Raw genomic sequence first — 23,563 nt, 5'->3', positions numbered from 1 at the left:
GAAAAGACAAATGACTGGATAATACTATCTGTACTGGTTGATGTTATCCTGTGTTATTTCGTTTTAAAAATACGATTTTTCGAGAGGGATGCTGCGTAATGTGATCTGCATTCGTGTGATTGCTATTTTAACGCTTATTCGCCAGCTTTGTAAGCTCATTTTACACGAGGCGAAAACTGAATTACACGAATTTCAGGAGAATAGGCGAACTTTTTGTATGGTAACAATGAGGAAAATGCCCTGCTTGCAGGAGCATTTGACAAATGTCGAGACAACGAGAACCCCTGTTTTCGAGTGTCCGGTTACAAATTGGAGGTTTTCATATGCCAGATAAAAGAGGAAATTCGCAATCCGCTGACAGCGGTCAGCTACTAGCTCGTAAAAGCAGCCCAAAAGACGAGCGTGCTTTTAAATTACATGCCCCATACCAGCCTACCGGCGACCAGCCGCAGGCCATAGAAGCCTTGGTCAATGGGTTTCGCAAAGGGAATCAGTTTCAGACGTTGCTTGGCGTTACCGGGTCAGGGAAGACGTTTACGATGGCAAATATCATTGCGGCGCTCAATAAGCCTACGCTCGTTATTGCCCACAACAAGACACTGGCGGGACAGCTTTACGGCGAGTTCAAGGAGTTCTTCCCTGAGAATGCGGTAGAATATTTTGTCTCCTATTACGATTATTATCAGCCGGAAGCCTATGTGCCGAGTACCGACACATATATTGCCAAAGATTCCTCCATCAATGATGAGATCGATAAACTGCGGCTTTCAGCCACTGCGTCCCTGACGGAGCGCAGAGATGTGGTCGTGGTGGCCAGCGTTTCCTGTATCTATGGCCTCGGCAGTCCGGACGATTATCAGGAGATGATCGTATCCCTGCGTCCCGGTATGGTGAAAGACAGAGATGCTGTCATTCATGAGCTGATCAATATTCAATACAATCGCAATGACATGGACATCGGGCGCTGCAATTTCCGTGTCCGGGGTGATACGGTAGAGATCTACCCGGCGCAGGGCGGCGACTATCTGCTCCGTGTTGAGTTTTTCGGAGATGAGATCGACCGGATTGCGGAAGTGGACATTCTGTCGGGAAAAGTACATTCCTATCTGGAGCACATTGCGATCTTTCCGGCGTCTCATTATGTCGTGCCGCAGGAGAAGATCAACAGGGCGTGCGGCACGATTGAGAAAGAACTGGAAGAGCGGGTCCGCTATTTTAAGGGAGAGGACAAGCTGCTGGAGGCGCAGCGCATTTCTGAGCGGACAAACTTTGACATAGAAATGTTGCGGGAGACAGGTTTTTGCTCCGGCATTGAAAATTATTCGAGACATTTGAGCGATCTGCCGGCGGGGGTGCCGCCAATGACGCTGATGGATTATTTTAAGGATGATTATCTGATCATCATCGACGAATCGCATATGACGATTCCGCAGATCGGCGCCATGTATTCGGGCGACCGTTCGAGAAAGATGACGCTGGTAGATTACGGGTTCCGTCTGCCCTCCGCGCTGGATAACCGGCCGCTTGCTTTTCAGGAGTTTGAGGAACATATCGATCAGATGCTGTTTGTCTCAGCGACGCCGTCGAAATATGAAGAAGAACACGAGCTGCTGCGGACAGAACAGATTATCCGTCCGACCGGTCTTCTGGACCCGGAGATTGTCGTCCGACCGGTGGAAGGGCAGATCGATGATCTGATCGCAGAGGTCAGAAAAGAGACGGACAGAAAAAACAAGATACTGATCACGACACTGACAAAACGGATGGCGGAAGACCTGACAGACTATATGCGGGAAGTCGGTATCCGGGTCAAGTATCTCCACTCAGATATTGATACGCTGGAACGGGCGGAGATTATCCGCGACATGCGGCTTGACGTGTTCGATGTATTGGTGGGCATCAATCTTCTCCGCGAGGGGCTGGACATTCCGGAGATTTCGCTGGTGGCGATCCTGGATGCGGACAAGGAGGGATTTCTGCGTTCAGAGACATCGCTCATACAGACAGTGGGGCGCGCGGCGAGAAACGCGGACGGGCACGTTATCATGTATGCGGATACGATCACAGACTCCATGCGGGCCGCCATTGAGGAGACCGAGAGAAGAAGAAAGATCCAGCAGGATTATAACAATGCGCATGGCATCACCCCGCAGACGATCAGAAAAGCAGTCCGCGACCTGATCAGTATATCGAGAGAAGTGGCGAAGGAAGAAACGGCTTTCACGAAAGACCCGGAGTCCATGGACCGCGAGGAACTGGAAAAGCTGGCGGCAGATTTGCAGAAGAAGATGAAAAAGGCGGCGGCGGAATTGAACTTCGAGGCTGCGGCAGAGCTGCGTGATCAGTTGATCGAGCTGAAAAAACATTTGCTGGAGTTGGAGAAAGAAGATGAGTGAGAACAAGAAGATGCTCCCGAGAGAATACATTAAGATCCGGGGAGCCAATGAACATAATCTGAAAGGGATTGATGTCGACCTTCCGAGAAATGCCTTTATCGTTCTGACAGGACTGTCAGGTTCCGGCAAGTCTTCTCTGGCGTTTGACACGATCTATGCGGAGGGACAGAGACGGTACATGGAATCTCTTTCCTCATACGCCAGACAATTTCTGGGCCAGATGGAAAAGCCGGATGTGGATAAGATCGAGGGGCTTTCCCCGGCAATTTCCATCGACCAGAAATCAACCAACCGCAATCCGCGTTCCACCGTGGGCACGGTAACGGAAATCTACGATTATTTTCGATTGCTGTATGCGAGGATTGGGGTTCCTCATTGTTACCGCTGCGGGCGGGAGATCAAAAAGCAGACAGTCGATCAGATGGTCGATCAGATCATGACGCTGCCGGAGGGCAGCAGAATACAACTCCTGGCGCCGGTTGTCAGGGGAAGAAAAGGGGAACATGCGAAAGCGCTGGAGCGGGCCAAGAGAAGCGGCTATGTCCGTGTACGCATCGACGGCAGCCTGTATGAGCTGACGGAAGAAATTAAACTCGATAAAAATATCAAACACTCGATAGAGATCGTTGTTGACCGTCTTGTCGTAAAACCGGGAATTGAAAGCAGACTTACAGACTCGGTGGAAAATGCGCTCTCTGTCTCCGACGGTCTGCTGCAGGCGGATGTGATTGGCGGGGAGCCGATGAATTTCAGCCAGAGCTTTTCCTGCCCGGACTGCGGCATCAGTATCGAGGAGATCGAGCCGAGAAGTTTCTCCTTCAATAATCCTTTTGGCGCCTGCCCGGTCTGCTCCGGCCTTGGCTACAAAATGGAATTTGACGCGGAACTGATGATTCCGGATCAATCGCTGAGTATCAATGAAGGAGCGATCACAGTCATGGGCTGGCAGTCCTGTGCCGAAAAAGGCAGCTTTACAAACGCAATATTGCAGGCGCTGGCAAAAGAATATCAGTTCAGCCTGGATACTCCTTTTGAGCAGTATCCGGAACAGGTGCGGAATGTGCTGATCTATGGCACGGACGGTAAAGAAGTATCCGTACATTATAAGGGACAGAGGGGCGAAGGTATCTACCCGGTTGCCTTCGAAGGTCTGGTGAGAAATGTCGAGCGGCGTTACCGGGAGACCGGTTCGGATGTGACAAAGCAGGAATACGAGACCTTTATGCGGATCACCCCCTGCAAAGAATGCAAAGGACAACGTCTGAAAAAAGATTTCCTGGCGGTAACTGTCTGCGACAAAAATATTTACGAGATCACTTCGATGGCAGTCAGCAGTCTGCACGATTTTCTGTCTGACCTGAAGCTGACGGAAAGCCAGAAGCTGATCGGAGGACAGATTCTGAAGGAGATTCGTGCGCGCGTGGGTTTTCTCGTCGATGTGGGACTGGACTATCTGTCACTGTCCAGAGCGACGGGCACGCTCTCCGGCGGCGAGGCACAGAGGATTCGTCTGGCAACTCAGATCGGGTCCGGTCTGGTCGGTGTCTGCTATATTTTGGATGAGCCAAGTATCGGCCTTCATCAGAGGGATAATGACAAGCTGCTGGGCACTTTGAAAAATCTTCGTGATCTCGGAAATACGCTGATTGTGGTGGAACATGATGAGGATACAATGTGGGAGGCCGATTACATTGTAGACATCGGTCCCGGGGCAGGGTCTCACGGCGGGGAAGTGGTGGCCTGTGGCAATGCGGAAGAGATCATGCAGGTAGACCGGTCTGTTACGGGGCAATATCTGCGGGGTGTGAAAAAGATTCCGGTGCCGGAGACGCGCAGGAAACCGACAGGTTTTCTGAAAATCAGTAAAGCCGCGGAAAATAATCTCAAAAAAGTCAGTGTCAATATTCCACTCGGCGTGATGACTTGTGTGACAGGAGTGTCAGGTTCTGGCAAGAGTTCTCTTGTGAACGAGATCTTATATAAGACATTAGCCCGCACACTGAACCGGGCGCGGACGATACCGGGCAAGCATGAAAAGATCGAGGGGATGGAGCTGCTGGACAAGGTGATTGCTATTGACCAGTCACCGATCGGCAGAACGCCCCGTTCCAATCCCGCCACATATACGGGGATCTTTGATCAGATCAGAGATCTGTTTGCAGGCACACAGGACGCGCGGGCGAGAGGATATAAAAAAGGAAGATTCAGCTTTAATGTAAAAGGCGGCCGCTGTGAGGCCTGCAGTGGCGACGGAATTATCAAGATTGAGATGCACTTCCTGCCCGATGTCTATGTACCCTGTGAAGTATGCGAGGGAAAGCGCTATAACAGAGAGACGCTGGAAGTGAGATATAAAGGAAAGAGCATTTACGATGTGCTGGACATGACGGTGGAGGAGGCGGTAAAGTTTTTTGAAAATGTGCCATCCCTTCAGAACAAAATTCAGACGCTGTATGATGTGGGTCTTTCGTATATCAAGCTGGGTCAGCCGTCTACGACACTCTCTGGCGGCGAGGCGCAGCGGATCAAGCTGGCAGCGGAGCTGAGCAGGCGCAGTACCGGGAAGACGATCTATATTCTGGATGAGCCGACGACGGGACTTCATTTTGCTGATGTTCATAAATTGGTGGAGATTCTGCATCGTCTCACGGAGGGCGGTAACACGGTTGTCGTGATCGAACATAATCTTGATGTAATTAAAACAGCCGATCATATTATTGACATGGGGCCTGAAGGCGGCGATAAGGGCGGCACTGTCGTTGCGGAAGGTACGCCCGAGGAAGTGGCAGAAATTCCCGGTTCGTATACGGGGGTTTATGTTAAAAAAATGCTGGAGAAGGCCTAAAGGTTTTGGGCGCGGCGGACGATATAAAATACAGAGCAGAGAAAGCATGGACGCGGTGAATAAACAGAAGGATCTGTTTTTTGACTGCGTTCTTTAAATTTTTGTGAATTTTTGGAAAACCCTTTGAAAAAGCAAGGCTTTAGGTTATAATGTTGTAATGTCTCGCATAGTATGCCTGCCGGCATGAGAGGATGCAGCGTGGGCAGGCTGATATGTTTAAATTGCAAACATTTGGAAAACATTATGATAGATAACCATTAGAAAGGGGTTAGATTTATGCAGTATACGGATATCGGTATTGACTTGGGTACGGCCAGTATTCTTGTTTATATAAGAGGCAAAGGCGTTGTTTTGAAAGAGCCGTCAGTCGTGGCTTTTGACAGAGACACCAACAGGATCAAAGCGATCGGTGAGGATGCCAGGCTGATGTTGGGAAGGACACCGGGGAACATTGTGGCGGTGCGGCCGCTGCGGCAGGGTGTTATTTCGGATTATACCGTGACTGAGAAGATGATGAAGTATTTCATCCAGAAAGCGTTGGGGAAGAAGACATTTCGCAAGCCCCGCATTGCCGTATGTGTGCCGAGCGGCGTCACGGAAGTGGAGAAAAAGGCGGTGGAAGATGCCACTTATCAGGCGGGGGCCAGAGAAGTTTCGATCATCGAAGAACCGATTGCGGCAGCACTTGGCGCCGGTATTGATATTTCCAAACCGTGCGGCAACATGCTGGTGGACATCGGCGGCGGAACATCTGACATTGCTGTCATATCACTTGGCGGTACGGTAGTGAGCGCTTCCATTAAAGTCGCTGGAGACGATTTTGATGAGGCGATCGTACGATATATGCGTAAGAAGCACAATTTGCTGATCGGCGAACGGACAGCGGAAGATTTGAAAATAAAAATCGGCTCTGCTTTCAAGCGGCCGGAAGTGGACTATATGGACGTCAGGGGCCGGAATCTGGTGACCGGACTTCCGAAGACGATCAAAGTATCCTCCGAGGAGACGGAGGAGGCGCTGAAGGAGACGACATCGCAGATCATTGAGGCGATCCACAGTGTACTGGAGAAAACACCGCCGGAACTGGCGGCAGATATAGCGGACAGAGGGATCGTGCTCACAGGAGGCGGCAGTCTGCTTCGCGGGCTGGAAGATTTGATTGAAGCCAAAACAGGCATCAACACGATGACGGCCGAAGATCCGATGACAGCAGTTGCCATTGGCACAGGGAAATATGTGGAGTTTTTAGCAGGATACAGAGACGAGAATTAATTCGGTAAGAGAAGCAGGGGAGGCGCGGAATGCTAAAAGGGTTATATACGGCATACACCGGAATGGTAAATGAACAGCACAGGATGGACACTCTGACCAATAACCTGGCCAACAGTGCGACAACAGGTTATAAGAAAGAGGGTGCCACTTCGCAGTCGTTTCACGATGTGTTTGCCTATAAGATCAAGGATGTCACGGAGGCCAAGGGTGTGGCCAGAAGGCTTGGCGCCATGAGTATGGGTGTAAAAGTTGGAGAAAATTATACCGATCACCAGGACGGGCCAATGACAGTGACAAACAATCCTTATGATATGGCGATCACTGGTCCGGGATTTTTCAGTATTGAGTTTACCAACAAAGCGGGCGTCACTTCTACCAAATATACGAGGGACGGTAACTTTACATTGACAGAAGAAGGGTATCTGGTGACGAAGGACGGAGATTTTGTTCTGGATGACAGAGGACGCCGGATCGAGCTGGACCCGCTGTTGACTTCAGAAATCAAAGAAGACGGCAGGATTCTTCAGGATGGCAACACCGTCGCTACCATCGGCATTACGGATTTCGAAGATTACAATTATCTGGAGCACTATGGCGAGAATCTTTTCCAGCCGGTAGACGGCTATCAGGAAAAGGATGCAGAAGGGCGAATCATTTCAGGGTATCTGGAACGCTCTAACGTGCAGGTTGTGAAAGAGATGGTGGAGATGATCAATGTCTCCAGGGCGTATGAGACGAACCAGAAGATTGTACAGACATATGACAGTTCATTGGAGATTGCGGTCAACCAGCTTGGAAGACTGAACGGCTAGTAGATGGTAGAGGAGGAAACAAACTATGGTAAGATCTCTGTGGTCAGCGGCGACGGGAATGATCGCACAGCAGACGAATATTGATACAATAGCCAACAACCTTGCGAATGTAAACACTACAGGTTATAAAACAGAGCGGGCAGATTTTAAATCACTCTTATATCAGACGCTGCAGACGAGGACAACAACGGCGAACGGGGACAACAAGCCGGTAGGTGCGCAGGTGGGTCTCGGTGTACGGAATTCCTCGATCAGTTCGATCTTCGGACAGGGAGCGTTCCAGGACTCTGAGAGCACGACTGATTTTGCTATCAGCGGCAAGGGATTTTTTGCCGTTATGGGTGATGATGGGAATACATACTATACGAGAAATGGTAATTTCTTTTTAAGCACCAACGACGGCGGTGGGCTGACACTTTGTACATCGGACGGCTATCCGGTACTCAGTACGACAGGCAGAGAGATCCGGTTCAACAGAAATTACACGGCCAGCAATCTGACGGTATCGGAAGAAGGCGAGTTCTACTATCCGGACGGTGATGGTAACCCGCAGTCACTTGGAATCACGATCGGTATGTTCCAGTTTAACAATCCTACCGGTTTGGATAAAATCGGCGGCAGCTATTTTGCACAGTCAGCAGCCAGCGGAGAGGCCATCAATGAGTCGCGTAGTAACAATGTGGAGAAGAGCACGATCGTACAGGGTTATCTGGAGCGTTCCAATGTACAGGTCGTGGATGAGATGGTCAACATGATCGTGGCACAGCGTGCTTACGAGATGAATTCCAAAGCGATCACCACATCCGACGAGATGCTTCAGCAGGCAAATAATCTGAAACGTTAAGCAATAGACAGACAGTAGCAGAAGGAGGAAACACATATGGACCTGAGCGGACTTAGTTCTATCTATACGGATTATATGAAGAGCCACAGCGACGATCAGAAGATCGAAAAGATGAAAGCGGACTGGCAGGAAAAAAATAAAGGAACCGATGACGAACAGCTGATGGATGCCTGCAAGCAGTTTGAATCTTATTTTGTGGAGCAGATGTTCAAGGAGATGCAGAAGACGGTTCCGGAGACTGATTACAGTTTTCAGTCTACCGGTACAATGGTAGATTATTACAGAGACAATATGATCCAGGAGATCGCATCCATGTCAACGGAACAGGGAGGACTTGGCTTGGCGCAGATGCTCTATGAGCAGATGAAAATGACAAATGTCTCAGAATAAAGACGAAAACAGAAGAAAAACAAAAGCTGGGGGCTGCTTTTTTAAGCAGTCCTCGTTTGTGGTTCAGAGGATACATGATGGAGACGTTAAAAGGCTATGTAGAGCATATCATATACCAAAATGCGGACAACGGCTATACGGTCATGAACTTTGTCTGTGAGGAGGAAGAGATCACCTGTGTGGGGACTTTTCAGGGACTCAATCAGGGTGAGAGCGTGGAGCTGCAGGGAGAATACATTGAACATGCGCTCTATGGGCGTCAGTTTAAGGCTCAGTCCTACACGATACTGACGCCGGGCGATATTGTCAGCATTCAGAGATATTTGGGATCCGGCGCCATCAAAGGAATCGGAGAGACGCTGGCGGCGAGGATTGTAAAAAAATTCGGTGAGGATACGTTCCGCATTATGGAGGAAGAGCCGGAACGGCTTTCCGAGGTCAAGGGGATCAGCGAACGGATGGCACGGGAGATCTCCGCGCAGGCGGAGGAGAGAAAAGACATGCGGGACGCCATGCTGTTTTTACAGAAATACGGGATCTCCAATACATTGTCAGCGAAGATCTATCATACGTATGGAATGCGGCTATATGGAGTGATGGAGGAAAATCCATATCTTTTGGCGGAGGATATTGCCGGGGTGGGATTTAAGCTGGCAGATGAGATTGCTGCCAGGGCGGGGATTCGCGCGGATTCGGATTATCGGATCAGAAGCGGGGTTCTGTATGTGCTTTTACGCGGTTCCTCCGAAGGAAATACCTTTCTGCCAAAAGAGCTGTTACTGCGGCAGGCCGGTGAGCTGCTTGGCATTGATGCGGAACAGATAGAGCCGCAGCTGGCCAATCTGATGATGGATAAAAAGATCGTCATCAAAGAGAGAGAGAATATGCAGATCATATATAGTATGCCATATTACTATGCAGAGCTGAACTGCGCCCGTATGCTTCACGATCTCAATGTTACTCTGGAACAGAGCGGCAATCTGCTTCCGGCGCAGGAAAAGCGGCTGTTGGAAAAGATTCGCTCTCTGGAAGCAGAGCTTTCCATACAGCTCGACAGGCTGCAGAGAAAGGCAGTGCTGGAAAGTATCAAAAACGGTCTCCTTGTCCTTTCGGGTGGTCCAGGGACAGGAAAGACGACGACGATCAACACGATCATCCACTATTTTGAGCGCGAAGGAATGGAGATTCTTCTGGCTGCGCCTACCGGCAGGGCCGCAAAACGGATGACAGAGGCGACCGGTTATGAAGCGAAGACGATTCACAGATTATTAGAGCTGAACGGACTGGCGGAGGGAAATAAAAAAGGCGTCTCCTTTGAGCGTAACGAGGAGAACCCGCTGGAGGCAGATGTTCTGATTATTGATGAGATGTCGATGGTGGATATTCATCTGTTCCAATCATTGTTGAAGGCGGTCATGGTAGGAACGCGGCTGATTATGGTGGGAGATGTGAACCAGCTTCCGAGTGTGGGTCCCGGTCAGGTGTTGAGAGATGTGATTGACAGCGGCGCATTTCCTGTCGTGATGCTGGAGAAGATATTCCGGCAGGCAGGGGAGAGCGACATCGTAGTCAACGCCCACAGAATTCACCGCGGGGAAGAGATTCAGGCCGATAATAAGAGCAGAGATTTCTTTTTTCTGGAAAGAAATGACGTTAATGTCATATACAAACATATGGTTCAGCTGATTACGGAAAAGCTGCCAGGGTACGTGAAAGCGGATATGTATGACATCCAGGTGCTGACGCCGATGAGGAAGGGAAATCTGGGAGTGGAGACACTGAATCGGATTTTACAGCAATATATGAATCCGCCGTCCGGGGAAAAGAAAGAATATGTACATGGAGAGATTTTATTCCGCGAAGGGGATAAGATCATGCAGATTAAAAATAATTATCAGCTGGAATGGGAAGTGCTCGGGCGGTATGGCATTCCTGTTGACAAAGGGCTGGGAGTGTTTAACGGGGATATGGGATCGATTGTGCAGATCAATGAATTTGCACAGAACATAACGGTAGAGTATGATGAAAGCAGACGGGTCACTTATCCGTTCGCCGGACTGGATGAACTGGAACTTGCGTATGCCGTTACCATCCATAAGTCCCAGGGGAGTGAGTATCCGGCGGTTATCATGCCACTCCTTGGCGGCCCCAGAATGCTGATGAACAGGAACCTGCTCTACACGGGGGTCACAAGAGCGAGGGACTGTGTGACGATATTGGGAAGCCGTGAGACTGTCCGTGCCATGATTATGAATGAACATGAGCAAAGGCGTTTCAGCGGCCTCGCAGACAGGATATGTGAAATTATGAGAGAATAAAAAATATAAGTATGCGATTGAGTCATCTGTTATTGGAACTGTTGTTTCCGAGGCGGTGTCCTGTCTGTGACGGAGTGCAGCCGCTGGGCCAGGTTATCTGCCCTTCCTGCGCGGACTCTCTGCAAGTTGTGAGAAGCCCGTTCTGCCGTAAATGCGGGAAACCTCTTGCCAATGAACGGCAGGAATATTGCGGGGACTGTGCCGGTGGTACACACCTCTATCTGGAGGGAAGGGCGTTATATGAATATCCCTGTCTCAAAAAGTCTCTGTATCGCTTTAAATATGGAGGCAGAAGAGAATACGGGGAATTTTATGGTACAGAGATGGCAAAACATCTGAGTACGGTCATCCGCCGGTGGCATCCAGATGCGTTTGTGCCGGTGCCCCTGCACAGTTCCAGAAAACGAAAACGGGGATACAATCAGGCGGAAGTCCTTGCGGCGTGGCTGGGAGTGATAACAGGAATCCCGGTAGAGAGGCATCTGATCATCCGCAGCAAAAAAACAGCTCCGCAGAAAAACCTGGACAGCCGGGCGCGTCAAAATAATTTGAAAAGGGCTTTTAAAATATCCGAAAATGATGTAAAATTAAATACGATTATTATCATTGATGACATTTATACAACAGGCAGTACAATAGACGCTATGGCGTCTGTTTTGTATGCTGCCGGAATTAAAAATATTTATTTTATTGCTCTGGCTATCGGCAGGAGATAAAGGGGGAGGTATTTGCTATGGAAGTACGTAATTGCAGAAAATGCGGTAAAATCTTTAATTATGTGGCAGGTATGAGGATCTGTCCTGCATGCCGCAACCAACTGGAAGAAAAATTCCAGGAAGTAAAAGAGTATATCAGAGAGAACAAGGGCGCGGGTATCCCGCAGATCTCTAAAGACTGTGAGGTTGAGACTTCTCAGATCCATCAGTGGATTCGTGAGGAGAGACTTGTGTTTTCGGATGATTCTCCGATCGGCATCAGCTGCGAAAAATGCGGAGCTACGATCAAGACAGGGCGATTCTGCGAAAAATGTAAAGCACAGATGGTAAATAATCTGAAGGACTCCATTGAGCCGGCAAGGCCGAAGCCTTCTGAGAAGAAAGATACGAAAGACAGTCCGAAAATGCGTTATCTGGACCGGTAATTTTACAGGCATATCGTTTTATGGTATACTCACGACAGGCAGGGATACCATAGCGGGGATCCATAGAAAGGAGATAAGGAGATGCTGAATGAGGAGCGGATCAAGCTGATGACAAAAATGGCTGCCTATGAAGAAAACGAAGGCAGACATAATATGACAGTCGGCAATTATTTCCGCAGCGACTATATCAGTCTTCAGGTTATGAAGTCTGTCATCAGCGCTACCCTCTCTTTTGCAATCGTAGTGGGGATTTATGTCTTTTATCATTTTGAAGAGGTAATGAAAGAAATTTATCAGATCGATCTGCTGGAGGCAGGAAGGGAATTTCTTCTTGCCTACGTGATTTTTACAGGGATATATACGTTTATTTCTTATTTCGTATATTCTTACCGTTATAATCGGGTGAAAAAAAGTCTGAAGAAATACAATTCTCATCTGGAAGAACTGTTCGAACTGTATGAGGAGGACAACAGAAGATAGAGAAGATTTCTGAAAGGAAGAACTATGACAAACTTACTGCTCTTAAAAGAGTACTTAAAGGGTATTTACGGGAAATATGAGATCTATATTACTCCGGTCGCAAAATTTCTCCTTACTCTGATTACATTGATACTGATCAACAGGAAACTGGGCTATATGAATAAGATCAACAGTATTTCAGTTGTTCTTGTAGCTGCTCTTTTATGTTCTTTTTTACCGATGAATTTTATTGTCCTGATTGCAGCGCTGTTTATTTTGTTGCATTTATATGCGTTTTCGCTGGAGTGTGCGATCGTAGTGCTGGCGCTGTTCCTTGTCATGTTTCTGCTGTATTTTCGGTTTTCGCCGAAAGATACGGTGAACGTGATTCTCACTCCGATCTGCTGTTCGCTGAACCTGCCGTTCGTGGTACCGGTTTCGGCGGGGCTGATCGGTACACCGGCTTCCGCGGTATCCGTGGGCTGCGGTGTTATCGTTTATAGTATTTTGCAGTATATCTCTGACAGTGTTTCCACATTGAGTTCTATGGATGCGGAGAACGCTATGCAGAAATACCGCTATGTTGTGGATGGACTGCTGAACAATAAGACAATGCTTGTCATGGTCTTTGCCTTCGCGGTCACGGTGCTTGTCGTATATTTAATTCGCCGGATGAGCATCAATCATTCGTGGACGATCGCCATCATTGCGGGAATGCTTGTCTGTATCTGTATCTTGTTTGGCGGGGATCTGATGCTGGACACCAATATATCGATCGTGTCGACGGTGATTGGAGCGGTTTTGTCTGCCGCAGCCGTGAAATTTCTTCAGTTTTTTGTCTTTAATGTGGATTATTCCCGGACAGAATATGTACAGTTTGAAGATGACGAATATTATTATTATGTGAAAGCGGTTCCGAAGATAACAGTAGCCAAACCGGCGAAAACTGTCAAAAAGATCACATCCCAGAAAACAAGTGTTGCACAACCGCCGCGTACGACCGGCAGTGTGATCAGGAAATCTGATAAGAGTGGAATGAAGTAAGAATGGGTCAATTAGCAAATTATGCAGGAATCTATTTAAACCGGCTGCATGTGCCGAATATAAGGTGGACCGATGTTTTGGAGATTATGATCATCTCCTTTTTGGTGTACCAGATTATCTTGTGGATCAAAAATACCCGTGCGTGGTCCCTGCTGCGTGGTATTGTGATTATCATGGCTTTTATTCTCGTTGCTGCTTTGCTCAATATGACGACGATCCTCTGGATTGCAGAGAATGTCCTCAGTCTGGTAGTGATCGCCACGGTTGTTGTATTGCAGCCGGAGCTGCGCCGGGCATTGGAACAGCTCGGCAGAACGAACTTTTTTGCTTCGCTCGTGCCGTTTGACAGTTCCAGAAGTCTGGATGGGCGGTTTTCTGACAAGACGATGCAGGAGATGATCAAAGCATGTTTCGAGATGGGAAGGGCCAGAACGGGAGCGCTGATCGTCATTGAACAGAATCAGCCACTCAGCGAATATGAGAGAACGGGAATTGAGGTTGACGGCCTTCTGACAAGCCAGCTTCTGATCAATATATTCGAACACAATACGCCGCTTCATGACGGCGCTGTGATCGTCAGGGAAAATCGTATCGTATCCGCCACCTGCTATCTGCCACTGTCCGATAATATGGGACTGAGTAAAGAGCTGGGGACGAGGCACCGTGCAGGCGTGGGTATATCAGAAGTGACGGATTCTCTCACAATAATCGTCTCTGAGGAGACGGGACATGTAAGCGTTGCCTATGAAGGGCAGCTGCATCGTAATCTGGACTCGGAGGAGCTGAAAGGGAAGCTGCTTTTAATCCAAAACAAACCGATTGAAGAGAAAAAGAGAAGATTGTGGAAGGGAAGGTCAAAGAATGAAGAAGAAGTTGACAGCTAATCTGGGCCTGAAGATTCTGGCAGTCTTATTTTCCGTTGTCACGTGGTTTATTGTAGTGAATATCAATGATCCGGTAGATAAGACTGTGATCCGCAATGTACCGGTGGAAATATTGAATGCCGATGTTGTGTCTGCGCAGGGAAAAGTATATGAAGTATTGGAAGGTACGGACGTCATTGATGTGACGATATGGGCAAAGCGCAGTATACTGGATACGCTGGGCAAGGAGAATATCATAGCGACGGCGGATATGCAGGAAATCAATCTTATGGACACGATGGTGCGCATAAAGTTGGCGACCAATAAGTATAATGATAAACTGGAGAGTATCAGTTCGTCCACGGAGAACCTGCTGATCAGTGTGGAGGACCTGAAGCGGGCACAGTTCGTGATCGAGACGGCTACTGTTGGAGAACCGGCGGAAGGGTATATTTATGGAACGATCAGTTCCGAGCAGAATCTGGTCAGTGTATCAGGACCGGAATCGGTCGTCAGTCGTGTTGACCGGGCTGAGGTGTCTGTGAATGTGTCCGGATTATCACAGGACATCAGGACGGACGAGACGATAAGACTGTATGACAAGGACAATAATCTGATTGAGGATAAAAATCTCAAACGAAACCTGGATCAGGTAAAAGTAAATATCGAGATATTACAGACAAAGCGAGTTCCGCTCAGTTTTACCTCTATGGGAGTTCCGGCACCCGGATACGCGCTGACAGGGGTGATCGAGAGTAACCCTTCCACTGTGCTCATTGCGGGAAAAGGCAATACGATTAAAAATATCTCTCAGATTGAAATTCCGGAGACAGAGCTGAATGTGAACGGATTCACCAATAATATGGTGGAAGTAATCGAACTGAAAAAGTATCTGCCTGATAATATTTCGCTGGCAGATCCGAATTTCAATGGAAAGGTCAATGTTACTGTCCATATTGAAAAAGAGATCTCATCGGCAGTCAGAATAGCTGCGGAGAATGTGGCAGTCACAGGAGTTGCGGATGGCATGACAGGAAAGATCGTGGAACCAGAGGAGGGGATCAGACTGAACGTTACCGGACTGCCAAAGAATCTGGAGAGTCTGGATGGGGCGCAGATCATTGCCAGTGTGGATGTGGCAGGTTATATGGCGCAGCATTCTCTGACACAACTGCCGGCGGGAGAGTATGATATGAGTCTGGAACTGGTGCTTCCGGAAGGAGTGGAACAGGAGGAGTTTTTCGTAAAAGTACAGATCAGTGACAGTGAGATGTTGGAAGAGCAGGAAAATGAAGAATAAAGAATAGAGGTAGAACAGGCGATGGGAAGATTATTTGGTACGGACGGAGTAAGAGGTGTGGCGAATGAGGAACTGACTCCAGCGTTTGCGATGCACCTGGGTCAGGCAGGGGCATATGTACTTACAAAGGAGAACAAGCATAAGCCTACGATTATGGTTGGATGTGACACCCGTATATCGGGAGATATGCTGGCAAACGCTCTGATGGCGGGCGTATGTTCCGTAGGGGCAAACGCGGTCTATGTGGGAGTGGTACCCACGCCGGCAGTGGCTTATCTGACGAAAAAATATAAGGTGGATGCCGGTGTTGTCATTTCAGCTTCCCATAATCCGGTAGAGTTTAACGGTATTAAGTTTTTTGACGGAAACGGATATAAATTGGCGGATTCGATGGAAGATGAGATCGAGGCGCTGATCAGGAGCGGTATGAAAGATGTGAAATTTCCGATCGGTTCCGGTGTGGGCAAGATCAAATACCGCACGGATGCGAGAGAGGAGTACATCAATCATGCAGTTCAGACTGTAAACGTAGACTTGAGCGGACTGAAGATTGTTGTGGACTGTGCAGAAGGGGCTTCTTTTTATACTTCCGTGGAGACATTGAAGGAACTTGGGGCGGAAGTGATCGCGATTCATAATAATCCGGACGGAACGAATATCAATGCCAACTGTGGTTCGACTCATATGGGAGAGCTGATGGCCCGGGTCGTATATGAAAAAGCAAACATCGGGCTGGCTTTTGACGGCGATGCGGACAGACTGCTGGCAGTGGACGAAAGCGGCAAGGTTGTGGACGGCGATCAGATTATGGCGATCGTCGGCAATCATATGAAACACCAGGGAAAATTAAAAGGAGATACGATTGTGGTTACGGTCATGAGTAATCTCGGATTTTTCCTGATGGCGGAGAAAATGGGGATCAAAGCGGAGCAGACAAAGGTAGGCGACCGTTATGTGCTGGAGCGTATGCGTGAGATCGGTGCAAGTTTGGGTGGTGAGCAGTCAGGGCATGTCATTTTCCTTGATGAAAACACGACCGGCGATGGCTTGCTGAGTGCACTGCATTTACTGCAGGTTTTGGTGGAGACAGGAAAACCGCTGTCAGAGCTTTCCAAAGTCATGGAAGTGTTGCCACAGGCACTTGTCAATGCAAAAGTTCCGAATCATAAAAAAGAGCGCTATATGGAGTATCCGGAGATTGCTGCGGCCATTGAAAACCTGAATGGTATGTTTGCGGGACAGGGAAGGGTATTGATCCGGCCATCCGGAACAGAACCTCTTGTACGTGTGATGATTGAAGGGAAAGATCAGCGTCTGATCGAAAAAGAAGCCAGAAAGCTGGCAGAACTGATTCAGAACTGCTTGTTGTAGGCCTGATTGTACTTGTGGAAACCCCAAATACGTGATATGATGAAACAAGGGATATATCATATCATGCCGATATGGGATAAGATATTGTTTGGAGGAAGTTATATGGTAAGCCAGAAGGTAGTAATTAAAAACCCAACAGGACTACACCTGAGACCTGCCGGCATCCTATGCAAAGAGGCGATGCAGTTTAAATCATTGATAACATTTACATTTAGAGAGGGTACTGCCAATGCCAAAAGTGTATTGAGCGTGCTTGGCGCTTGTGTTAAGTGCGGTGACGAGGTAGAGTTTGTGTGTGAAGGTGAGGACGAGGTAGAAGCACTGAAAGCTCTGATTACGGTTATCGAAGGCGGTCTTGGAGAATAATGAAATTGATCCTGATCGGTCCACTCTCTGAGTGGGCCGATTTTTGCTGCATGGGAAATTTATTTTCACAGACCTGGAGTTAAATTCAGAAAGGGAGGAAATAAGATGTTAAATCATAAGCGTTATCGGAAGAACCCTGTCGTGGACTATCCTCAGCGACAGTGGCCGGGAAAAGAGATCGAAAAAGCACCAATCTGGTGTAGTGTGGATTTGCGGGACGGTAATCAGGCATTGATCGATCCAATGGTAGTGGGAGAAAAGATCGAGATGTTCCAGTATCTGATTAAGCTGGGCTTTAAAGAGATCGAGATCGGCTTTCCGGCGGCCAGCCAGATCGAGTATGATTTCCTGCGACAGCTGATCGACCGCAGGATGATTCCTGACGATGTAAAAGTCCAGGTATTGACGCAGTGCCGTGAAGAACAGATCGCGAAAACATTTGAGTCGATCGAGGGCTGCAAACAGGCGATTGTGCATATTTATAATTCCACATCCACATTGCAGAGAGACGTCGTGTTTCATATGGACCGGGAGGAGATCAAAGGGATCGCTATCAAAGGGACACAGCTTGTAAAACAATATGCAAAGGATTTCCCCGGCAAGATTATTCTGGAGTATTCCCCGGAGAGCTTTACCGGAACGGAACTGGACTTTGCCCTTGACATCTGCACTGCCGTACAGAAGGAATGGGGGGCGACAAAAGAAAATCCGATCATTATCAACCTGCCGTCTACAGTGGAGACAAATACCCCCAATGTGTATGCGGATCAGATCGAGTGGATGAACAGTCATTTTGAGGACAGAGAGAGTATTATTCTGAGTGTACATCCGCACAATGACAGAGGTACGGGCGTGGCCTCCGGTGAGTTGGCACTTCTGGCAGGCGCACAGCGCGTGGAAGGAACATTGTTTGGCAATGGAGAGAGAACGGGGAATGTGGATGTGCTCAATATTGCCTATAATATGTTTTCTCAGGGAATCGATCCCGGCCTGCATATCGAAAATGTCAACGAAAGTATTGAAATATATGAGAGATGCTGTAAGATTCCCATTCATCCGCGGCATCCTTATGCGGGTAAACTGGTGTTTACCGCATTTTCCGGCTCTCATCAGGATGCGATTAATAAAGGGGTCCATGCGATGCAGGAGAGGGGCGGACAATATTGGCAGGTGCCGTATCTTCCGATTGATCCGGCGGACATCGGCAGAGAATATGAGCCGATTGTACGGATCAATTCCCAGTCCGGCAAGGGCGGCGTAGCTTTTATCATGGATACTTATTTCGGTTTCAAACTGCCGAAAGCAATGCACAAAGAGTTTGCAGAGACGATACAGTTAATCTCCGAGAAGCAGGGTGAAGTGTCTCCGGAAGAGATCATGGAGCAGTTCCGGATCGAGTATCTGAATCAAAAGGAACCGCTTCATTTCAGAAAGCTGCATGTTTCTGACTTGTCAGGGGAAACTAAGTCTCAGTTCGATACCAAGGTCTCTGTAACCTACAGTGATCACGGAGAGACGAAAAGTTTTGAGGCTGTGGGCAATGGTCCGATTGATGCGGTTCAGCGAGGGATGCAGGAGAGCATTGGCGTCAGCATCAAAGTATTGGACTACGAGGAACATGCGCTGCAAAGTGGCGCTAACTCTCAGGCGGCCGCATATATACATCTTTTGGATTCGAACAGCGGCAGAGTGACTTATGGAGTGGGTGTCAGCTCCAATATTACGAGAGCTTCGATCAGAGCGCTGTTCTCGGCTGTGAACCGGCTGGAACTGGGAAAACGGGAGGTATGATACTGGCATGAAAAAAGTGATTGTGACAGGATGCAATGGGCAGCTCGGGAGAGCATTTAACCGGGTTATGGAGGATAACACAGAATACAGTCTTGTGAACACGGATGTGGGCGAACTTGACATTACGGATATTGAAAAAGTAATGGCGCTTGCGAGAGAGGTGAAGCCCTGTGCGATTCTTAACTGCGCTGCGCATACAAATGTCAACGGTTGTGAGACGGACCGAGACGGCGCATTTATGATCAATGCCATCGGGGCGAGAAATCTGAGTATTGCGGCGCAGGAGACAGGTGCGAAGATGATACAGATTTCGACGGACTATGTCTTTTCAGGGAATGGGGATAAACCATATCGGGAATTTGATCCGGTAGATCCGATGAGTGCCTATGGCAGTACAAAACTTCAGGGCGAGGTTTTTGTCAGAGATCTTTGCAGCAGGTATTTTATCCTGCGTACAGCGTGGCTGTACGGTGAAGGAAATAATTTTGTAAAGACAATGCTCAGGTTGTCAGAGACAAACGATAAGGTGCAGGTCGTGCAGGATCAGTATGGAACGCCGACCTATGCGATGGAGCTGGCAAAGGCAGTGGCATACCTGCTCCCCACGGACAATTATGGCATCTTCCATGCGACCTGTGAGGGAGAGTGCAGCTGGGCCGCATTTGCCAGGGAAATCTTCCGCCTTGCTGGGAAATCCACGGCAGTGGAAGGGATCACAACGCAGGAGTATGAGGAGAAGTTTCCGGGGCAGGCGCATCGCCCGGCGTACTCGGTTCTTGACAATTACATGTTTGAGCGGACGACAGATTTTAGATTTGCATCGTGGGAAACAGCGATTGCAGAATATGTGAAAACGCTGTAAGTCACAGTTTAAAAACATGATATAAGGAAAAAGTAAGGAGCCGCCACATTCTGATTTCATTTATCATAAATGTGGGGCTCCATCTTTGTACCTCGGTGATTAAACAACCCGTTTAAAATATTCAATCGTTTTTTTCAAACCTTCATCGAGAGCAATGTGAGGCTCCCAATCGAGATGTGTTTTTGCAAGATCAATGACAGGCTTGCGCTGAAGCGGATCATCAGATGGCAGTGGCCGATAGACGATCTGGGACTGGGAACCGGTAAGCTGAATCACTTTTTCCGCAAGCTGTAAGATCGTAAACTCTCCCGGATTACCGATGTTACATGGGCCGGTGAACTGATCCGGCGAGGCCATCAGCCGCACCATGCCTTCAATCAGATCGTCAACATAACAGAAACTTCTTGTCTGGGAGCCATCGCCATAGATTGTTATGTCTTTGTTCTTCAGTGCCTGCACGATAAAATTAGAGACGACACGTCCATCGGACGGGTTCATGCGGGGACCATACGTATTGAAGATACGCATGACCTTGATCTGCAGTCCGTGCATCCGGCGGTAATCAAAAAACAGAGTTTCCGCCACTCGTTTGCCCTCATCATAGCAGGAACGGACACCGATAGGATTGACGCAGCCGCGGTAGGTCTCAGGCTGTGGATGAACTTCCGGGTCGCCGTATACTTCGCTTGTGCTGGCCTGCAAGATTCTGGCGCCTACCCGTTTGGCAAGACCAAGCATATTGAGTGCGCCATAGACGCTTGTTTTTGTCGTTTTCACCGGATTGGCCTGATAATGGACAGGGCTTGCCGGACAGGCGAGATTGTAGATCTGGTCGACTTCCACATATAGAGGTTCTGTGACGTCATGACGAATAAATTCAAAATAAGGGTTGGACATCAGATGACGGATATTGTCTTTGCTTCCTGTGTAGAGATTGTCAACACAGATGACATCGTTTCCGTCCTGAAGCAGTCGTTCACAGAGATGGGAGCCAAGAAACCCGGCTCCTCCTGTTACAAGTATTCGGTTCATATCATTACCTCAATTCAGGAAAAAAGATTATATTTCATAATGCAGTAGAGAGCGCGGAAACCGTCTTTGACTCCGATCTTCTTGCCCTGATTGTATGAGCGGGGGTAATACGAGATCGGCATCTCATAAATCCGGCAACGCTTCTTAGCTACTTTGGCAGTGATCTCCGGTTCAAATCCAAACCGTTTTTCCTCAATGGTGATAGACTGGATCAGCTCACGACGGAACATTTTATAGCATGTCTCCATATCGGTCAGGCCAAGATCGGTAAAAAGATTCGACAATAGTGTCAGAAATTTGTTGCCTGCCGTGTGATAGAAACGTTTGATCATATATTTTTCCCCTCTTGCGTAACGGGAACCATATACGACGTCCGCATCTTTTCTGCCACAGATAAAGGGTTCGAGAAGGCGGACAAAATCTTTGGGATCGTATTCCAGATCAGCATCCTGTACGACTACAATATCGCCGGTCGCGGCCTGAAATCCCTTAGCGAGAGCAGCGCCTTTTCCCTGATTGCTCTTGTGAAAGATCAGACGGTCGATCTTTGCGCGGAGCGGGCCCTGCAGAAGATCTCTTGTTCCGTCCTGGGAGTAGTCATCCACGACGATAATCTCCGTGTTTTTCACACCGCAGTCGCGAACAGCATCCAGGACTGTTTCGATCGTATCTTTTTCGTTGTAGCAGGGAATGACTACTGAAAGCGTGATAGTATCCATTGTCTTATCCATAAGTATACTCCTTTAACTAAAATGATCACTGTTTTTACAAGTGTTCATAGTATATCACATTTTTCGGGAGAAATCCATTTTTTGTGAGACGGGAAATTTTTGGGCGTTTCTATATCATAAAAACATATCGTATTTATGAAGCAAACCACTGCGGAGAAAACTGCCGCAAAGTCTGCACGGGAAATCCTGCGGGTGCGATTCCTGTTATAAAATCTGACGGAGCAGGAAAGATATGGCATATTTATTGAAAAAGAGGACAGGATATATTATAATAAACTAATTGTTAATACGAATGACAGCAAACAGATCAAAAGAAAAGACAGGGAGACAACGGAAATGAAAATAGCAGTAGCAGGAACGGGGTATGTGGGGCTGGTGACAGGGGTATGCCTGTCGGAGCATGGACATACGGTGACTTGTGTTGATGTAGATGAAAACAAAGTGAAAATGATGGAGAGCGGGAAATCTCCGATCTATGAGCCGGGGTTGGAAGAGCTAATGGTGAAAAATATGGATCATCTGTTTTTCACTACAGATTATAAAAAAGCGTATGTGGATGCGGACGTGATTATCGTGGCCGTGGGAACGCCGGAGAAGAGAGATGGTTCGGCGAATCTTGCCTATGTATTCGGGGTTGCCGGGCAGATCGCTGCCAGTGTGACGAAGGAATGTGTCGTGATCATCAAATCTACCGTACCGATCGGCACCAACGATGAGGTGGAAAGAATTTTAAATGAGAATCCAGGGGAAGTGCCGGTGCATGTGGCTTCTAATCCTGAATTTCTGGCGCAGGGAACCGCAGTGCCGGATACGATGCACGCGTCCCGTATTGTCATCGGTGTCAATGACGATTTTGCAAAAGAAAAGTTGTTGGAGATGTACAAGGATTTTGATGCGCCGATGATGACGTGTAACAGAAGAAGCGCGGAGATGATCAAGTATGCGTCCAATGATTTCCTGGCGCTGAAAATATCTTATATGAATGAGATTGCAAATCTGTGTGAAGCCATAGGCGCCAACGTAGAAGAAGTGGCCAAAGGAATGGGCTTTGATGAGAGGATTGGCAAGCGGTTCTTACATGCGGGTATTGGTTACGGCGGGTCCTGCTTTCCGAAAGATACAAAGGCGCTTCACCATCTGTCAGCACAGAACGGCTGTGAGATGCGGACGGTGAAAGCGGCTATAGAAGTAAATGAAGGGCAGAAATACAAATTATCAAAAAAGGCGAGAAAACATTATGCTGATTATAACGGCCTGAATATCGCCGTGCTGGGACTTACGTTTAAACCGGGGACCGATGATCTGCGGGAAGCACCATCGCTTGTCAATGTACCGGTATTTCTGGAAGATGGCGCACATGTAAAGGCATGGGATCCGGTAGGTGCGGAGAACTTTAAAAAGCGGATTCCGGATGATAATATCTCATACTGCAGTACGGTGGAAGAGGCTTTACAGGATGCAGACATCTGTTTTATCTTTACGGAATGGAAAGAGGTAAAGGAACTGTCTCTGGACACATATTCCAGACTGATGAAAAAGCCGATCGTTATGGATGGACGCAACTGCTATCAGCTTGATGACGTCAGAAAAGTGCCGATCATATATGAAAGCATTGGCCGGGAAATTGTCAGCACGATAAGTTAATATCAATAGGACTTAAGGGAACGGTATGGCGTCTGCTGTACCGTTTTTGCTATGTAATAGAAAAATCAGTATATAAAAATAC

20 protein-coding genes are annotated in these 23,563 nt (G+C 48.1%); 18 read left to right on the top strand and 2 right to left on the bottom strand.

Features of this window, described 5'->3' with window-relative positions; all coding sequences use genetic code 11:
• Positions 1-323: 323 nt before the first annotated feature.
• The 17 genes from uvrB (at position 324) to rfbD (ending at position 20,074) form a co-directional block, all read left to right on the top strand.
• Positions 324-2,396 (top strand): excinuclease ABC subunit UvrB, encoded by a 2,073-nt coding sequence (gene uvrB, locus V1224_13810; protein ID WWR15534.1) that lies wholly within the window; start codon positions 324-326, stop codon positions 2,394-2,396.
• Entirely contained in the window at positions 2,389-5,241 is a 2,853-nt protein-coding gene (uvrA, locus tag V1224_13805) for an excinuclease ABC subunit UvrA (GenBank protein ID WWR15533.1), read from the top strand. Before uvrB ends, uvrA begins: the two co-directional genes overlap by 8 nt.
• 276 nt (positions 5,242-5,517) lie before the next feature.
• Positions 5,518-6,513 (top strand): rod shape-determining protein, encoded by a 996-nt coding sequence (locus V1224_13800; GenBank protein ID WWR15532.1) that lies wholly within the window; start codon positions 5,518-5,520, stop codon positions 6,511-6,513.
• A gap of 29 nt (positions 6,514-6,542) precedes the next feature.
• A complete protein-coding gene (gene flgF, locus V1224_13795) occupies positions 6,543-7,325 on the top strand; it encodes a flagellar basal-body rod protein FlgF (GenBank protein WWR15531.1) in 783 nt (260 codons plus the stop codon).
• A 25-nt stretch (positions 7,326-7,350) separates the two neighbouring features.
• Positions 7,351-8,169 (top strand): flagellar basal-body rod protein FlgG, encoded by an 819-nt coding sequence (gene flgG / locus V1224_13790; GenBank protein ID WWR15530.1) that lies wholly within the window; start codon positions 7,351-7,353, stop codon positions 8,167-8,169.
• 36 nt (positions 8,170-8,205) lie between these two features.
• Positions 8,206-8,559, top strand: a complete 354-nt coding sequence (locus V1224_13785) for a rod-binding protein (GenBank protein ID WWR15529.1) — start codon at positions 8,206-8,208, stop codon at positions 8,557-8,559.
• Between the two features lie 77 nt (positions 8,560-8,636).
• Positions 8,637-10,877: an ATP-dependent RecD-like DNA helicase gene (locus V1224_13780; protein ID WWR17492.1), complete on the top strand. Its 2,241-nt coding sequence runs from the start codon at positions 8,637-8,639 to the stop codon at positions 10,875-10,877.
• An 11-nt stretch (positions 10,878-10,888) separates the two neighbouring features.
• Positions 10,889-11,593 (top strand): double zinc ribbon domain-containing protein, encoded by a 705-nt coding sequence (locus V1224_13775; protein ID WWR15528.1) that lies wholly within the window; start codon positions 10,889-10,891, stop codon positions 11,591-11,593.
• Positions 11,594-11,610: 17 nt separating this feature from the next.
• Positions 11,611-12,018 (top strand): flagellar protein, encoded by a 408-nt coding sequence (locus V1224_13770; GenBank protein WWR15527.1) that lies wholly within the window; start codon positions 11,611-11,613, stop codon positions 12,016-12,018.
• 81 nt (positions 12,019-12,099) lie between these two features.
• Positions 12,100-12,498 (top strand): hypothetical protein, encoded by a 399-nt coding sequence (locus tag V1224_13765; GenBank protein ID WWR15526.1) that lies wholly within the window; start codon positions 12,100-12,102, stop codon positions 12,496-12,498.
• A 24-nt stretch (positions 12,499-12,522) separates the two neighbouring features.
• Positions 12,523-13,521 carry a hypothetical protein gene (locus V1224_13760; GenBank protein WWR15525.1) on the top strand — a complete coding sequence of 333 codons (999 nt, stop codon included), beginning with the start codon at positions 12,523-12,525 and terminating at the stop codon, positions 13,519-13,521.
• 2 nt (positions 13,522-13,523) lie between these two features.
• Positions 13,524-14,405, top strand: coding sequence for a diadenylate cyclase CdaA (gene cdaA / locus V1224_13755; GenBank protein ID WWR15524.1), 882 nt, complete (start codon positions 13,524-13,526; stop codon positions 14,403-14,405).
• Positions 14,383-15,684, top strand: coding sequence for a CdaR family protein (locus V1224_13750; protein WWR15523.1), 1,302 nt, complete (start codon positions 14,383-14,385; stop codon positions 15,682-15,684). Before cdaA ends, V1224_13750 begins: the two co-directional genes overlap by 23 nt.
• Before the next feature lie 21 nt (positions 15,685-15,705).
• Entirely contained in the window at positions 15,706-17,055 is a 1,350-nt protein-coding gene (gene glmM / locus V1224_13745; GenBank protein ID WWR15522.1) for a phosphoglucosamine mutase, read from the top strand.
• Positions 17,056-17,157: 102 nt separating this feature from the next.
• The gene (locus V1224_13740) at positions 17,158-17,421 is read left to right on the top strand and encodes an HPr family phosphocarrier protein (protein WWR17491.1); all 264 of its coding nucleotides are present in this window, start codon (positions 17,158-17,160) and stop codon (positions 17,419-17,421) included.
• A gap of 105 nt (positions 17,422-17,526) precedes the next feature.
• Positions 17,527-19,212: a 2-isopropylmalate synthase gene (gene leuA / locus V1224_13735; protein WWR15521.1), complete on the top strand. Its 1,686-nt coding sequence runs from the start codon at positions 17,527-17,529 to the stop codon at positions 19,210-19,212.
• A 7-nt stretch (positions 19,213-19,219) separates the two neighbouring features.
• Complete coding sequence (gene rfbD / locus V1224_13730) at positions 19,220-20,074, top strand: dTDP-4-dehydrorhamnose reductase (GenBank protein WWR15520.1); 855 nt, start codon at positions 19,220-19,222, stop codon at positions 20,072-20,074.
• Positions 20,075-20,173: 99 nt separating this feature from the next.
• Here rfbD and V1224_13725 read toward each other — a convergent pair whose 3' ends face one another.
• On the bottom strand, positions 20,174-21,106 hold the full coding sequence (locus V1224_13725) for a UDP-glucuronic acid decarboxylase family protein (protein ID WWR15519.1): 933 nt from the start codon (positions 21,104-21,106) through the stop codon (positions 20,174-20,176).
• A 14-nt stretch (positions 21,107-21,120) separates the two neighbouring features.
• Positions 21,121-21,837: a glycosyltransferase family 2 protein gene (locus V1224_13720; GenBank protein ID WWR15518.1), complete on the bottom strand. Its 717-nt coding sequence runs from the start codon at positions 21,835-21,837 to the stop codon at positions 21,121-21,123.
• Positions 21,838-22,173: 336 nt separating this feature from the next.
• Here V1224_13720 and V1224_13715 point away from each other — a divergent pair, with 336 nt between their 5' ends.
• Entirely contained in the window at positions 22,174-23,481 is a 1,308-nt protein-coding gene (locus V1224_13715; GenBank protein WWR15517.1) for a UDP-glucose/GDP-mannose dehydrogenase family protein, read from the top strand.
• Positions 23,482-23,563: the final 82 nt, after the last annotated feature.

This window comes from Lachnospiraceae bacterium JLR.KK008, from assembly GCA_037015955.1.
Lineage (GTDB): Bacteria > Bacillota > Clostridia > Lachnospirales > Lachnospiraceae > VSOB01.
This window is presented reverse-complemented; position numbering and strand designations above follow the sequence as displayed.

Bases quoted from the DNA above. Each gene is read 5' to 3' on its own strand.
- uvrB (WWR15534.1), top strand. From the start codon at position 324: ATGCCAGATAAAAGAGGAAATTCGCAATCCGCTGACAGCGGTCAGCTA.
- uvrA (WWR15533.1), top strand. From the start codon at position 2,389: ATGAGTGAGAACAAGAAGATGCTCCCGAGAGAATACATTAAGATCCGG.
- V1224_13800 (WWR15532.1), top strand. From the start codon at position 5,518: ATGCAGTATACGGATATCGGTATTGACTTGGGTACGGCCAGTATTCTT.
- flgF (WWR15531.1), top strand. From the start codon at position 6,543: ATGCTAAAAGGGTTATATACGGCATACACCGGAATGGTAAATGAACAG.
- flgG (WWR15530.1), top strand. From the start codon at position 7,351: ATGGTAAGATCTCTGTGGTCAGCGGCGACGGGAATGATCGCACAGCAG.
- V1224_13785 (WWR15529.1), top strand. From the start codon at position 8,206: ATGGACCTGAGCGGACTTAGTTCTATCTATACGGATTATATGAAGAGC.
- V1224_13780 (WWR17492.1), top strand. From the start codon at position 8,637: ATGGAGACGTTAAAAGGCTATGTAGAGCATATCATATACCAAAATGCG.
- V1224_13775 (WWR15528.1), top strand. From the start codon at position 10,889: ATGCGATTGAGTCATCTGTTATTGGAACTGTTGTTTCCGAGGCGGTGT.
- V1224_13770 (WWR15527.1), top strand. From the start codon at position 11,611: ATGGAAGTACGTAATTGCAGAAAATGCGGTAAAATCTTTAATTATGTG.
- V1224_13765 (WWR15526.1), top strand. From the start codon at position 12,100: ATGCTGAATGAGGAGCGGATCAAGCTGATGACAAAAATGGCTGCCTAT.
- V1224_13760 (WWR15525.1), top strand. From the start codon at position 12,523: ATGACAAACTTACTGCTCTTAAAAGAGTACTTAAAGGGTATTTACGGG.
- cdaA (WWR15524.1), top strand. From the start codon at position 13,524: ATGGGTCAATTAGCAAATTATGCAGGAATCTATTTAAACCGGCTGCAT.
- V1224_13750 (WWR15523.1), top strand. From the start codon at position 14,383: ATGAAGAAGAAGTTGACAGCTAATCTGGGCCTGAAGATTCTGGCAGTC.
- glmM (WWR15522.1), top strand. From the start codon at position 15,706: ATGGGAAGATTATTTGGTACGGACGGAGTAAGAGGTGTGGCGAATGAG.
- V1224_13740 (WWR17491.1), top strand. From the start codon at position 17,158: ATGGTAAGCCAGAAGGTAGTAATTAAAAACCCAACAGGACTACACCTG.
- leuA (WWR15521.1), top strand. From the start codon at position 17,527: ATGTTAAATCATAAGCGTTATCGGAAGAACCCTGTCGTGGACTATCCT.
- rfbD (WWR15520.1), top strand. From the start codon at position 19,220: ATGAAAAAAGTGATTGTGACAGGATGCAATGGGCAGCTCGGGAGAGCA.
- V1224_13725 (WWR15519.1), bottom strand. From the start codon at position 21,106: ATGAACCGAATACTTGTAACAGGAGGAGCCGGGTTTCTTGGCTCCCAT.
- V1224_13720 (WWR15518.1), bottom strand. From the start codon at position 21,837: ATGGATAAGACAATGGATACTATCACGCTTTCAGTAGTCATTCCCTGC.
- V1224_13715 (WWR15517.1), top strand. From the start codon at position 22,174: ATGAAAATAGCAGTAGCAGGAACGGGGTATGTGGGGCTGGTGACAGGG.